At 61.3% G+C, this 13,548-nt stretch carries 13 protein-coding genes; 11 read left to right on the top strand and 2 right to left on the bottom strand.

The annotated features are described in order from the left end of the window. Positions 1-263 precede the first annotated feature (263 nt). A complete protein-coding gene (locus G7007_RS18860) occupies positions 264-1,811 on the top strand; it encodes a protelomerase family protein (RefSeq protein ID WP_181104199.1) in 1,548 nt (515 codons plus the stop codon). A gap of 293 nt (positions 1,812-2,104) precedes the next feature. Here the strand turns inward: G7007_RS18860 and G7007_RS18855 are convergent, their stop codons facing one another. Beyond that, positions 2,105-5,953 carry a plasmid replication protein, CyRepA1 family gene (locus tag G7007_RS18855; RefSeq protein WP_181104197.1) on the bottom strand — a complete coding sequence of 1,283 codons (3,849 nt, stop codon included), beginning with the start codon at positions 5,951-5,953 and terminating at the stop codon, positions 2,105-2,107. A gap of 300 nt (positions 5,954-6,253) precedes the next feature. Beyond that, positions 6,254-6,919 (bottom strand): helix-turn-helix domain-containing protein, encoded by a 666-nt coding sequence (locus G7007_RS18850; protein ID WP_181104196.1) that lies wholly within the window; start codon positions 6,917-6,919, stop codon positions 6,254-6,256. Between the two features lie 146 nt (positions 6,920-7,065). Here G7007_RS18850 and G7007_RS18845 point away from each other — a divergent pair, with 146 nt between their 5' ends. The 10 genes from G7007_RS18845 to G7007_RS18800 all read left to right on the top strand — a co-directional run bounded on the left by G7007_RS18845 (position 7,066) and on the right by G7007_RS18800 (position 13,441). Next, positions 7,066-7,665, top strand: a complete 600-nt coding sequence (locus G7007_RS18845) for a hypothetical protein (RefSeq protein WP_181104193.1) — start codon at positions 7,066-7,068, stop codon at positions 7,663-7,665. Then, positions 7,662-8,123: a hypothetical protein gene (locus tag G7007_RS18840; RefSeq protein WP_181104192.1), complete on the top strand. Its 462-nt coding sequence runs from the start codon at positions 7,662-7,664 to the stop codon at positions 8,121-8,123. Before G7007_RS18845 ends, G7007_RS18840 begins: the two co-directional genes overlap by 4 nt. Before the next feature lie 438 nt (positions 8,124-8,561). After that, on the top strand, positions 8,562-9,386 hold the full coding sequence (locus G7007_RS18835; RefSeq protein ID WP_181104190.1) for a bacteriophage antitermination protein Q: 825 nt from the start codon (positions 8,562-8,564) through the stop codon (positions 9,384-9,386). 28 nt (positions 9,387-9,414) lie between these two features. Then, positions 9,415-9,852, top strand: a complete 438-nt coding sequence (locus G7007_RS18830) for a tellurite resistance TerB family protein (protein ID WP_181104188.1) — start codon at positions 9,415-9,417, stop codon at positions 9,850-9,852. 636 nt (positions 9,853-10,488) lie between these two features. Next, the gene (locus tag G7007_RS18825) at positions 10,489-10,806 is read left to right on the top strand and encodes a hypothetical protein (RefSeq protein WP_181104186.1); all 318 of its coding nucleotides are present in this window, start codon (positions 10,489-10,491) and stop codon (positions 10,804-10,806) included. A 2-nt stretch (positions 10,807-10,808) separates the two neighbouring features. After that, positions 10,809-11,258, top strand: coding sequence for a hypothetical protein (locus G7007_RS18820; protein ID WP_181104184.1), 450 nt, complete (start codon positions 10,809-10,811; stop codon positions 11,256-11,258). 270 nt (positions 11,259-11,528) lie between these two features. Then, the gene (locus G7007_RS18815; RefSeq protein WP_181104183.1) at positions 11,529-11,774 is read left to right on the top strand and encodes a hypothetical protein; all 246 of its coding nucleotides are present in this window, start codon (positions 11,529-11,531) and stop codon (positions 11,772-11,774) included. Next, positions 11,771-12,322: a lysozyme gene (locus G7007_RS18810; RefSeq protein WP_181104181.1), complete on the top strand. Its 552-nt coding sequence runs from the start codon at positions 11,771-11,773 to the stop codon at positions 12,320-12,322. Before G7007_RS18815 ends, G7007_RS18810 begins: the two co-directional genes overlap by 4 nt. Then, positions 12,319-12,822 (top strand): hypothetical protein, encoded by a 504-nt coding sequence (locus G7007_RS18805; protein WP_181104180.1) that lies wholly within the window; start codon positions 12,319-12,321, stop codon positions 12,820-12,822. Before G7007_RS18810 ends, G7007_RS18805 begins: the two co-directional genes overlap by 4 nt. 151 nt (positions 12,823-12,973) lie before the next feature. After that, positions 12,974-13,441 carry a Gp49 family protein gene (locus G7007_RS18800; RefSeq protein WP_181104178.1) on the top strand — a complete coding sequence of 156 codons (468 nt, stop codon included), beginning with the start codon at positions 12,974-12,976 and terminating at the stop codon, positions 13,439-13,441. The last annotated feature ends 107 nt before the right edge of the window (positions 13,442-13,548 follow it).

The following is a 13,548-nucleotide window of genomic DNA, read 5'->3' as shown; positions in this document are numbered from 1 at the left end:
GTGCATGCACCCCTACGGCCTTCTATACGTATAGAAGGCCGTAGGGGTGCATGCACCCTTGCACCTATCCACCATGTAATACTCTACCTGGATTGACTACATGGGTGTATGTATTTAGGGATTTAGTGTGAGGGTGTATGTAGACGTGCGAAAAGGTGTATACATACATGGCAAATGGGTGTATGATTGGTCTGGTGTTGCGGTGTATGCCAAAGGGGCTACGCTGTTGAAACAGGTACAAGGGTGAATGCCGAGGAGGCAGCATGGCGCGCAAGGTAGAGCTGGGCGAACTGATCGAGAATCTGATCACCGACGTCAAGGCAGTGGACGATAACCAGGAGCTCTCCAGGAGCGAGAAGACGAAGCGCATCGGACGCCTAGCCGATCGCCTGAAAAACGCGCTGTACGAGGACAAGCGCCGCAAGAGCGAGGACAAAATTCGCGCCTCGAGCTATCGCCGCTACCTGACCACTGTGCGCAAGGCGATCACCGCTCAGAACTGGAAGCACCATTCGCTCGAGGAGAGCGTGCAGCGCCTGGCCAAGCGTTACCCGAAATATGCCGAGGAGCTGCAGGCGCTGCTCGAGCACGCCCGTATCTCCGACCTGCGCGTCGCTCACCACGACCTGGTTGTTCTCGTGCGCCAGGACAAGGACGCCGACGCCTACCGCGATATCAGCGAGATGAAGCTCGATCACGAGGTTATGCGGCACCTGACCCTGCCGAACATCACCCGCGACCAGCTCGCCGACGAGGCCGCAGAGGCGCTCGAGGAAAAGGCGACGAACACCGTCCAGGTCAACTACTACCAGCTGATCGACACCATCAACGAGCTGTTCTACAGCGTCCAGGTGCGCGACGGCGTTGCCGCCCCGTACTTCTCCCATCTGGCGCTCGGCATTGCGCTGGCCACCGGGCGCCGTGAGATTGAAGTGATCAAGCAGGGGCGTTTCGAGAAGGTCGGCGAGTACGAGCTCGAGTTCAGCGGCCAGGCCAAGCGCCGCGAGGGCCTCGATTACAGCTCTAGCTATCGCATTTACACCCTTGTGCAGGCAGACGCCGTGCTCGAAGCGCTGGCCAAGCTGCGCAGCCTGCCCGAGGCTCTGGAGCTGCAGCACCTGGACAACGTCGCGATTAACAACCGCGTGCACAGCAACCTGAACCAGTTGGCCAAGCGCATGCTGGGCAGCGACGAGCGTGTGTTCAAGGACTCCCGGGCGATCTGGGCGCGGGTCGTCTTCGAACTCCATTTCGGGCGGGACGCCAAGTGGAAAAGCGTAAACGAGGATGTGTTCTGGCGCGAAATGCTCGGCCACGGCGACGCGATCACGCAGCGCTCATACAAGCAATTCAAGATCGATTACACGAAGCCCGCTGCGTCCGAAGCGATCGACAGCCCCTACGCGAGCCGGCTCGAGGCGCTCGAGGCCCTGGACAAGCACGAGAAGGTCGACGGTCGCGAGGCGATGCTCAAAATTCACCGTTGGGTAAAGGACACCGTCAAGGCCGCGCCAGATGCACGGATCACTCAGAAGGCCATCAGCGTGAACGTCGGCAGCTACCGCCCGCTGATTAAAGAGTACCTAGAGCTGGCCAGCGAGGCCCTCGCCACCCCTAACCGCTCGATCAGAGCGGTGGCGCCGGTCGTCCCGGACGAGGTGGCCAAAGCGAAACCGCGCATTTCGGTTTCTGAGGTGAATGGGGTGTGGCTTGCTGTCGCGAAAGTCAATGGCGTTGAGGTTGCCAGGGGCGAAGGTGACAGCAGGGAGAGCGCCTATCAGGACCTGGTGGGCAACGGCACCACGCGCTGATCATGGCAGTTGCCTGCCAAGTCTGCCGGGGCAGGTCGCCCCGGCATAACCCCCTGATTTTCTCCCTCCCTGAGCGCGGCGTCTGCCGCGTCGATTCCCTCGAGAGCTGACTCGATCGCGTCGAGCAGTTCCCCTTTGGTTGCCTCCGCTCCCGCCTTGAGCGCCACGCTAAGCATGGACCGAATGCGACTGAGTTTGGCGGACGCTACGTCCATTTTATCCTGGCACTGCAAGGTGATTCCCTCCCCTCGTGTTAAAAAGCCACTACTGTACTTTCATACAGTATAGCGCGGTTACCGGGCAATGAGCTGGGCCGCGTAGTTGAGCATCCATTTTGCCGAGGCCAGGTCGATTCCCGGATCAGCCAGTCGAACCGCGATATCGGGGTTCAGCGCCCCCACCACTCGAGCAGCAGAGATACCGGGCGGGAGGTCGCATTGCGCGGCTACAGCGAAAATCCGTTCCGCAGTATTCAAGTGATACTTTCCTTCTGTGCTTACACCCTCACTCTGCAAAGTGTCACTGCTGGCGCCGTGGGTCAGCAGTGCGGCTGGCAGGTCTGCGAGCTCCTCTGGCGCCAGCAGCGGCTGGTGCGAGGGCTCGTGCTCGTGGGTGGTCAGGGAGTGGACGTTCTTCGCTGCACGGCGCTGTACGTAGCCCATGACGAACTCCCAATTATCAGGCTTGAGCGCGAACAAGTTCTGCCCGTTCGTCGACCGCTTGATAGCAGTTTGCCCGAGCTTCTCCAGGATCGACTTAACCAGCGTGGTGGCGCAGAGCTTAGAGGCCAGCGACGGGATGTAGCGCCCGAGGCCGAGCGTGTTGTAGAGGTCCAGTGTTTCTTGATCAGTGCGGACGAAGTCGAGGACCTCGCGGCACTGCTTGCTGCTGAACTCACCTTCGCCGGTGAAGCGGTCGAGGGTCAGAATCTCGAAAATGCGCTCGAGCATTGCCCGTGGCGTCGCCTTGAAGCGGTGTTGCGTCAGCACGACCCGCGCCTTGCGCTGCGCCAGGTCGTAAGCCTCGGCCTGTTTGTCGCTGGACTGCAGCAGCTCCAGGGCGACGACTTTTCGCACGCCGCGATCGTCATAGAACGCGACGTCGTCGGCGGTAATCTCGTCTACGCCGAGCTGGTTCTCGATGTGATAGCGGTCGACTTGCGCGCTTTCGCTCTCGCTGAGCACCTCCTGCCGGTGGAGCTTTACGAACTCCTCCTCGGTCGGTGTGGCCACGCGGTCGATAAGGTCCATGCGCTTGGCGAACACCAGCTCGCCCGCGAACTTCCGGTTTTCCCGGGACTGGGCGGCGAGCTCCTCCTCGGCACCCTTGAGGTCCAGGCGCTGCACCTGGTAACCCTCGGCCTCGAGCATCAGCAGCAGGTTATTGGCAAAGCCCGAGCGCGCACGGTTTTCCGAGGTAACGGCGGACAGATAAACCTTGTCGAAGGCTGTTTTCTTCCTGGTGACCTTGTACTCGTCGGGGGTGTGCTCGATCTGGCAGGCCAGGTTCTCGAGCGCCAGCATGCCACGATACATGACGTCGGGGTTCGTCTCGCGCTGGGCCGAAGCGTGGCCAATGCCGACGATATAGTGTTTCGCGGTACGGTCGCGGCGCATCATCTGCATAGCGTCGGACGGGCCGACAGTGTTGCCGCTGAACAGGCCAAAGTGGCAGTCAAAATGCGGCTTCGCCCAGGCCATCGATACCCCGGACGAAATCGCCGGGGAGTAGATCAGCACGTCGTACTTGAGCGCCTCCTCTTTGGGGTCGCTGAGGAACGCCTCGACGTCCTCGTCGGCCTTACTTTCGGAGTGCACCAGGAGCATGCGCACGGGGTTGCACTCGCCGTCTTTGACCTTCTGCTCTATCAGCGCCGCCATGCGTTTGGCGCTTTCGGCGGAATCGTTCGCTACCAGGACCTTGCGCCCGGCGCAGATTTTGTCGACGGCCAGCTGCCAGACACTCTCGTCGTCGCCGTGGTCGACGCGAATATCGCTGCCGGTACTGGTCACCTCGATAACGGTGATGATCTGCCCAGGGCGGGCCAGTTCGCAGAACTCGATAACAGTGTCATTCGCGTCGGCGTCGCACAGCAGCACGCGCTTGGCCGAGGCGACAGCCTCGATCAGTGCATCCATGACCCTGACGCGCCCCTCGACTGGGCCGGTGGTGGTGTGGCGGATAACCTGGCTTGCTTCGTCGATGCAGAGCGTCTCCAGCGTGGTGAACCAGCTGCGATCCTCGGCGTTGTAGAACTTCTGGTTGGTCAGGCTGTTGACGCAGCAGGCCAGATGGGAGACGTAGGGCATGTGGTGCGCCTGGACGTGCTTATAGTGCTCGACCGAAATGTCGGCCTGTTCCTCGGTACCGCGCTTGAGATTCAGGCGTGCAGTGGCGTCGTCCAGCAGAGAAATACGGTGTGCCACATAGGCGCCTTTGGCCGAAGCCTGCAGCAATGGCGCGATCAGGTCCTCGGTTTTGCCCGAACCCATCGGAGCCCGTGTGATGACGATACCCTCCAGGCTCTCGATCAGGTCGGCCAGGTGTGGCGGGATCATAGGGCCACCGTGCACGGGGTGCGGCACTGCTGCGATCGGCATGTATTGAATGTGCGGCTTGTTCAGTGCGGCAGGCGAGAAGCTACGCAATTGCTGAGCTTTGGCCAGTCGGTCGCGAGCGATCCAAAGGGCCAGGCTGCGCAGCTTGATACGCAGCGCGTCAGGACAGACGACGGGGAGCTGCTCGAGCACGCGCTCGATTACCTCGTCGGTGCTGTACTTGATCGGCACCAGGTTCATGCCCGAGCTGATCGCCATTTTTGCGGCTTTATCGGCGAGCTTGCCGCTGTATTTCACGCGTTGCAGGCAGTAGGTGAACCAGTCTTTCTCGGCGCGTACCGCGTTCGCCCTGGAGCGCAGGGCTTTGGCCGTGGCTTTCAGGCCGTAGAGGACGTGGTAGTCATTCCAGTCGGTTGGCCCCTTGCCGGTCGCCTTAGCTGCGGCGACTTCCTCGTCGCTCAGGTCGAACTGAGGCAGGGTGCTTACGTGCTGCAGCTCACGGTGAATGTCGAGCGCGGCGAGGTGGCCGGCGTTGCCGGTGGCTTTCCATTGGTCATTGTCGGCGGCGTTGGTGAAGCGCCAGGCCGGGTAAAACTTGGCGTAGACCTGGAGCACCTTCGACAGGTTGTCGACGTTGAACGTGATCACTACCGCGACGTTGCGTTTCGCCTCGAGCTCGGCCAAGTAGACGCTGGCGCCGGTTGCAAAGCCTTCGACGGAATACCGGTAGTCTGCCGACTCCAGGTCGCCCAGCACGCAGTGAGCGCCGTCCATCTTGACGCCAGTACCCTGCAGCTTTTTGTCGTCGTAGAGACGCTGCAGGCCGATGAAATTGCGGTGAATGTCGTAGAGGGGAATCGCAGTGAACACACCGTGACGGTCACGCATTCTTTTCATTTCGAAGCGTGACGCAATGTCGGAAATCTGTTTTTTGACTAGGTAAGGAGCGGTGCCGTCTTCCGGGCCGATCAGTTCGACGAAGCCCTCGAGCAGGCGAGAGGCTTTGCCGCGTTGCTCCTCATAGGTGAAGGTGCTGCGCTCGCCGGTGAACCAGGTGCGCTCGAAAGCCAGGCGCTCGGCATGGATACGCTCGGCGCGGGCTTTCGCCTCGGCCTCTTCGGCCTGCTGGCGCTGCTCGCGCTCGGCGCGTCGCTTGGCCTGCTCGGCCATGAACTTCTGTTGCTGCTCGGTTTGCTCAAGCCCCCGCTCGCGCCGGTACAGTTCCAGGAGCGCAGCGAAACCGCTCCAGGTAACGGCGCCGGTTACGTTGTTGCTGAAAGTCAGCTGCGGGAAGGTGATCGGCTCGTGACCAGCCTTTTTCGGCTCGCTGGTACGTAGGTCGCCCCACACCATCAGCTTGCCGTGGTAGCGGGTTTCCGTGGCCTCGATCTTGGTCTTTGAATACTTGCTGAGTTTCAGCCCGTTGAGGCGAATGCTGGCGCTGACCGATGCCCATTTGAGCGAAGCGTCAGCGGCGACGGCGGCGATGTCCGCGTCGAAGTAAGCCAGCAGGTTGTAGGGGTCGGAGTCGAATCGCTCCTTATAGAAGGCCCCTAGACCGGTGCTCCGTGGTACGTTTGTCATCTTGTCCCTTTGGTCAAAAGTACAAAGGTGAAAAGGTACAAACGATTGACGTGACCCATCATGGGCCTAAACTGAGCACTGAACGGCAAGTTCTTTTGCTGATTACCTGCCCGCTAAAACAGATAATCAGATGTGCTGCAGTAAGACACCGCAAGGTGTGCGTCTATCGCGAAGGCCGGGGGGTTGCTAAAGCCCCCCGGCCTTTGTCCTTTCTAGCCTTTGAAAAAATACAGCTCGTTAGCGGGTAGCCCCGCTACTTTACGTCGTCCGCTCTATATTTAGAAGACAGCGACGCTCTTTTTATAGAACCCCTCCTTTGTCGAACGCCGCCCGCAGGCCGACGACGACACCTATGCTCTCGAATGTATCACCGACCTGCTGCATGGGGAACTGCGGATTCAGGGACTGCAGGTAGAACGCCGACCCGTCTCGAACCAGTTTCTTGAAGACCGGCGCAGTGGGGTCACCCAGGTGCGCGACCACGTAGTCACCTACACCGGGCTTGCGGGAAGGGTCGACGAAAAGGGTAAAGCCAGCCGGAAAGCTGACGCCCGAGGGTGACTGCATGCTCTCGTCGCGGACTTTCAAAGCGAAGACTTGGCCGACCGGTGTATCGGTTGGTACGACCCACTCAGTACCCGACGGAAGCCTTCTAGCATCGGGGTTTCTGGCCCATTCGTTGGCGGTCTCCCAGGTGACAAGGGGGACACGCTGAATATTGACGGTAGGCTCGCTGAATCTTTCCGGGTCTTGAGTCTCTCGCAGCAATGCGTCAACGGTGGTTCCGAGCCCTTTCGCAAGGGCGGCGGCGACATAAACGCTAGGCGCAATGTCCTTTGTCTCAATGGTCGCGAGGTGGCCGCTCGATATCTCCAAACCGGAGGCATCGATCAGGCTTTGCAACGACCATTTAAGCGCCTGCCGCCGCGTCCGAATTGCGGTGCCGATGGTGTGATCGCGCTTCATGGTTCCCTCTCCTAATTGGCTAAATATTGTCCCTTCTAAATGCCTATCGGCACCACTCGATATTTAGAATTTTGGTTGCGTTTTCTCTCTAAATATAGAGAATGTGGGGAAAGCGACATGTGACCAATTTTCTAGGGAAAGGTGCTATGGGTACGCGAACTGAGCGTGACGTGATAGTCGATCAAACCAGCCGGTGGTTCGCCCACTCGGATTGGTCTCTCGAGCGATTCGCCAGCGAGCGCCTCGCACTTGCCCTTGCTGCCGCAGGGCTGATCGAGCACGAGGAGCCCGACGACGTCGAGGCTTACCAACGGACTCGCAAGGCCTGGTCGCAGCGCGTGTCGCGCATTTTTCACGCGACCCAGCCGTTCCCCTTGGAGTGGAAATGGGTGTGGCTCTCCTGTCTGCCCGAGGATTACCAGCGTTCGGCTCGCTCCGAGCTGCTGGCCATGGCCGGCTGTTTCGACGTTCGTATCCCTGAGCTGGTTGGCCTGGTCGGCGTGCCGTCGGCAAAGGCCAGGCTGGGCGAAGTGACCCAGGCAATCGGCGAGTTTCTGGCAGCGAGCGCGCCTGCCCATGATGGCCTGTACGACCATACCGACGACCCTGCCGACGTCGACCGCATGTTGGTCGAGGGTACCGAGGCTATTTCTGCCATGTTCAACGAGCTGGTGGCGCTAGCGACCGGCACGGGCCGACCGCTGCCGCTGATGATGCTGGCCAACCTCAAGGGCGAGAAGCTATGAGCGTCGCCCTGCGCCTGGTTCACTCCGTCGAGAGTGATCACATTCCCAAGTCAAAAGAGGCCCTGCGCGAGCGTTTCCACGCCGTGCCGGGCGAGTCCAAAGAAGAACGCGCCAAGCGCCTGTCGGCTGAGCGCTCGAAGCGTTACCGCTTGAAGCAGAAGCACGCAGTCGTGCAGTCGCACCAGGTGAAGGTTCCTGCCATGACCTTCTATGGCGGCACGGCGCTGGCGCTGGCTGACGTCTGTAAGGCTGGCGGCTTCCAGGAGCATGCCGAGGCGCTGACGCTGATGGCGCATGGTGCATCCAACCTGGCCAAGAACGACCCCGAGGCATTTGCACATTTCTTTGCGCCGGTGCTGGCTGCGCTGGCGATCGCTGGCGCCGATCTGGCTAAGCGTGACGGTGACGCTTTCGCGTTGCTGGTCGCGCCTCCGTCACGCGCCGAGGTGACCGAGTGAAAGCTATTCGCCTTTTGCGCACACCTGCCGGCCAGCCTGTGCTGGTGATGGAGTTGCCCCGTCGCGATGGTCGTGGCGAGGCTGTTGTAGTTGGCGGGCGCCCCGAGGTCCTGCGCTACGAGTTCGACGAGCCGGCAGAGTGCTCCTGGTTCGTCCAGGGCTTTGACAGCCTGAGTGCTGCAGACGCGGTCGCTGACCGTATCCCGCCGAGGGTCTGGAATGTCGCCTGATGTTTTCTCTGGCCTGGAGCTTTGCCAGGACGACGCAGTCGCTCGAGCGATCTTGAGCGACGAACTGGTGCGCGACGCCACCATTTTCACCCCTATCTGCGGCGCCTGCGGCAGGAACATCGACGCGAAGCGCCTGGCAAGTAAGCCCCTGGCTTCGAGGTGCTCCCTGTGCGCTGGTTTCTCCGTTCTTGCCAGGAGGCGCTGAGCAATGACTGCTCGTTTTTCGCTTGAAATCAAACACCCCGCGCCCCCGGTCGACGCGCTCGATATGTGGGTCCTCGTGCCTGGCCCAGTGGTCGGCGCTACGGCGACTACTGTCCGGGCTCGTCGCGACCTGGTGACCGCGCAGGGCCTCGTATGGCTGCGGGAGCGCCTCATGTTCGCCTACCTTGCGCCCAGTAACTACACCGAGACGGGTCGAGAGCCTGACGCTGCCGGTACCGGCGTCGTCGAGCAGCAGCGTTTACGCGATGCGTTCCCTCGCCATCGCGCCCGGGAGCTCGCCGCTTGCCCCGTAGAGGGTAGCGACGAGGCCGGGAAACTTCCCCTGGACTACGTGGCCAGCCTGGCCCGCGACACCACGCGGGTGACCTACAGCGAGACGCGAGCAAAGAAAAAGAGCTCGATTCCCCTGCCGTCGACCGCGTTCCAGGACGCGCACCTGGTGCGCACTGTGACCACGCTCGCCCCCGAGTACAGCCGCTGGATTCGCTACGCCTACGGCGATTCAAAGGAGTGGGACGACGAAGCAGGCTGCGTCCTGGTGCTGTGGGAGCGGGTCGCGCCAAAGCTCGGGAAGCTCCAGGCAAAGACGCTCAAGCGGGCTCAGGGCCTGGCTCACATGGCGGTACAGGATCACAAGTTGCTCAAAAACTGCGGCATCGAGCGGCACTGCGGCGTGGCCGTGGCGCTGCTCCTCGGAGTCTCCGAGGTGAACTACCGGCAGCACTGGGTAGGGCGCTGGCAGGCAATGCACGACGAGCTCGACAAGCTCGACACCGAAGCGCTCGAGGCGCTCTGGAAAGCACTTTAACCACACACAAAACCACGAGGGAAACACCATGTTCGGATTGGGCAAAAAGCTGTTCGGCGCTAAGCGTGCGGTCAAGAAACTGGAAAACCGCGACCTGATGCAGGCCATTGTCGGCGGTTGCCTGCTGGTGGCGGCGTCTGACGGCGAAATCAGCAAGAACGAAGCCGCGCAAATCGATATCCAGATTCGTGCGAACAAGGCCCTGGAGCACTTCGGCTCGGAAATCACCAGCACCGTGAACCTGTTCACCGAGCAGCTGCAGGCTGGTTTCCGCTTGGGCCGCATGAACATCATGCGCGAGATTCGCGATATCAAGAACAACCCTGCCGACGCCGAGGAGGTGTTCGTCAACATGCTGACCGTGGCCGAGGGCGACGGAGATATCAGCCCCGAAGAGCTCAAGGTGCTGGCCGAAGTCGGCAACGAACTGGGCCTGCGCCTCAAAGATTTCGGGATCGAGGCTTGATCACTTCTTTTCGCCGCTGGCTGGCCTTCGGGCTGGCTGGGGGCGTCGTCCTGGTCGACTCGGCGAGTCGACTCCTCTCAATGTGTGCTGACCTGGTGATCGTCGCGCTACTGCTGGCGGTGCTCCTGGTTGGGAAAAAGCAGGGATAGAGCATGTTCGGATTCGATATTTTTGGACTCAAGCGCCGCCGCCGCGAGCGTGAAGCCGCAGCCGAGGCAGAACGCCAGCGGTTGCGCGGACGTGTTGGGCTAGCTCGCCCTCATGTTGGCTCTATCGCCGAAGCAGACCGCGCCCTCGCTCTCGCCAAAGTAGACCATGCTCTGTCTTCTATTTCTCGCGCCGCTTCGCGGTCGTGCCGCTCGATAAGCACTCGCCCGGCACCGGCCCCGGCGCCGGCAACCGACTTGCTCAACCCGCTGAGCCCCATGTCGCCCCTCAACCTGGTGAGCCAGGCAGAATCCTACTCGACCCGCCACGACGAAGCCCCTGCCTCGCGGCACGAACCGGCACCATCCTCGCGCTGCAGCTCGGATGACTCCTGGAGTCGCTCGAGTGGCTGCGACGCGAGCAGCTGGGGCGGTTCCGACTCCAGTAGCTCGAGCAGTTCGAGCAGCTCCGACTCGAGTTACTGACGCAATGAACGTCTGCCCCTGCCAGCACTGCGCAACGGCGCCGGAGCGCCGCCATCAGGTCGAAACCGGCCTGATCATGTGGATCTGCCCGGCCTGTAACAACCGTGGAGAGGCTTCGACCGTCGAGGCCCGTGCTATCGCCTCCTGGCACCTGGTGAACGATCAGGAAATGCCGGCGCACAACTGCAAGGGCGAGGGCGTTGCCCGCTTCTTCTCTCGGGGCGGCAAGTGGGGCGCTCGCTGCCCGGCCTGCGATTACGTCGACGAGGGCTATGCAACTATCGAAGGTGCTCGGGCCGGCTGGGCTCGGGCCGTGAGGTGATCATGCGCAAGCTGAAAATTGTGGGCTGCACCGATCCTATGATGTGGTACGCCGGGCTGGTTGGGCAGGTCGTATCGTTAGTGCGAGAGGAGGCTGACTGCTACTGGAGTCGAGAACCTGCAGGGCACATAAACATTGTGCGTAAGTCCGACGCTCGAGCTGTATGGGTCGATCAGGATGGAAAGGAATACAGCGACGGCGAGCATGTCCGCTGCGCCTGCGGGGAGGTCGAGCTCAAGTTGTCTCGTAATGTGACCTGCTCCTGGCCTGTAAAGCTGATGTATGACCTTGATGTAAGGCATCTGCCGACCATTTGTGAAAAGGTACAAACAGACCTTTTGTCAAATGTACCAAAGTACATTGGCCAAGAGCGCCAGCGCATTGAGCCGTACATGAACTTACCTATTAAAGTCGTGCCTGGCGCGTGCGTGATTCTCCGTGGCGTTTGTTAAAAATGCCAAAGGTACAAAAGGCCAAAGGTGAAAAAGACGAATAGGCCCTTGCAAAAGTAACGCGAAAAAGGGTACTTTATCCACTCTGCGATACATGCGAACAAAGCCCGCCACCGAGCGGGTTTTTTTGTGCCTGAAATTCGCACCAGGAGGCAATTAGTAAGCCCTCCGGGCGCCACAATGGCGCCCCACTATTCCCTCCCTGCAGGCCTCGGCCTGCTCTCAAGCGCCCCGCCACTGTGCGGGGCTTTTTATTTATAGGTGCCGCCCATGGATGACGGAAATCTCTCGCTGGTCAGCCTGGCGAAGGCTGAGGCCGCGAAGGTTGCGCCCGTGGGCGGTGGCCTGCTGATCTACGGCCTGACGTACCAGGAATGGACGATTCGCCTGATGGCCGCTTATGCGGCGTTCCTGGTACTCGACGGCGTAGGCCGTCGCTGGGTGTTCCCGCTGGCCAGGTTTGCCTGGCAGCGATTCCGTAAGCGCAACCAGGTCAAGCAGGAGGCCGGACAATGAACCTCCTGCAGCGAACAATCGCCGCCGCGACCCTCGCGCTCACTGCTGCCGGCTTCACGATCAATCAGACGGGCTTGCCGGTCGAGGTCGAACGGGCCGCGATTACCAGCGCCCTCCTGGTGATGACGCCAGAGCTCGAGGGAACGCGCTTAAAGGCCTATCCCGATACGGGCGGCGTCTGGACCATCTGCACCGGCCACACCAGCGGCGTGCGCCGTGGCGACGTGGCCACAAGGCCGCAGTGTGCCGCGTACCTGCGCGACGACCTGCAGGCCGTTGTCAGTTGGGTGCTGCAGACGTTCCCCAAGGCGACGCTGATGTGCAAGGTCGCGCTGGCCGACATGGCGTTCAATGCCGGTCGCACTGCGGTCGGCAAGTCGTCCATGGCGCGCCTGGTACTGGCCGGTGATTTCCGTGGCGCAGCACAGGCTTTCATGCTGTGGATGTACGTCGCCGGCAAAGACTGCCGCGACCTAGCGAACAACTGCTACGGCATCGTCAAGCGACGCATGCTGCAGCGCGATCTTTGTCTCGAGGGGGTTGCATGACTGCTGCGCGCCTCGGCCTGCCAGGCCTTTGCATACTGCTTCTGGTGCTGACTTTCGGCGCCGGCTACCACGTCCGGGGCATCAACGAGAAGTCGAAGACCGTCCAGGAGCAGAACGAGCAACTGGCCAAGGCTTTCGAGCAAGGCCAGGAGCTCGGCGTCGTCCGCGACCGAATCGTCACCCAGTACGTCGACCGCGTCCAGGTGATCCGCGAGCGAGGCGAAACCATCGTTAAGGAGATTCCAGTCTATGTGTCTGCGAAAGCTGATGCTGCCTGCGTTGTGCCTGTCGGGTTTGCTCGGGTGCACGACGCAACCGCAGCCGGTCTGCCTGCCCCTGAGCCCGCCCGAGCTGCTGATGAGGCCGCCAGCGGCATTGCGCTCTCTGCCGTCGCCGCGACAACCGCAAGCAACTACGCCACCTGCAACGAAACAGCCGAGCGGCTGACGTCGCTGCAGGAGCTGGTGCGCGAGTACGAGAAAAAGCAGGCGGGAATGTAGCCGGGGGTGACCAGTCGTTATAACCCAAGGGGTAACGATTGGGCTTCTGGCACGTCGCAGCGAGCTTTATTTTCGTTTTCCCCTTGTAAATGAAAGGGGTAGGCCTCCATACATGGTTGTGGCCTACCTTTTTCCAATCGGACGGACACGCATGCAAGACCATCAACTCGAGAAGCAAATCACCTCGCTGGGGCTGACAGCGCCCCGCGTCACCGTGAACCAGGTAGACGACCTGGTCGCCCAGCTGAGCTATCACACCTACGTCATTCCTGGCACCACGACCACGATCGCAGCCGCGATCGATCCGACCGGCTTTGTGCTCGGCCTGGGTCAGGCTGCGTCGGTCAGCGCCGCGAACTTCGACGAAGTGATCGGGCGAAATCGCGCTAAGTCTCGCGCCGAGGCGATGGCCCGCGAGGAGCTATGGAAGCTCGAGGGTTACCGCCTGAGTCGCAACCTTTCCGAAGCTGCCCGAGCGGGCCTGCTGACTACCGTCGAAGCCTACGCCAAGCATGGCGAGCCGATCGACGCGGCGTTCGTGGCCGACCTTGCGACAGGCCACTGCGCCGTTGCTGCTGCCAACCAGTGCGGCGCTGGCAGCGGGTCGGCGGGGCGCTGATGCGCACCATAGCGGTGCACGGCGGTTTTTGGGTCCTCCCCGGGACCCTCCCCCTTCACGGGCGGTAACGGCGCGGCATTCGCTCGTGTCGGATCGCAAAAGTCCAG

The organism is Pseudomonas entomophila, assembly GCF_013523125.1.
GTDB lineage: Bacteria > Pseudomonadota > Gammaproteobacteria > Pseudomonadales > Pseudomonadaceae > Aquipseudomonas > Aquipseudomonas entomophila_B.
The sequence above is the reverse complement of the archived record's forward strand: the minus strand, read 5'-3'. Positions and strand labels throughout refer to the sequence as shown.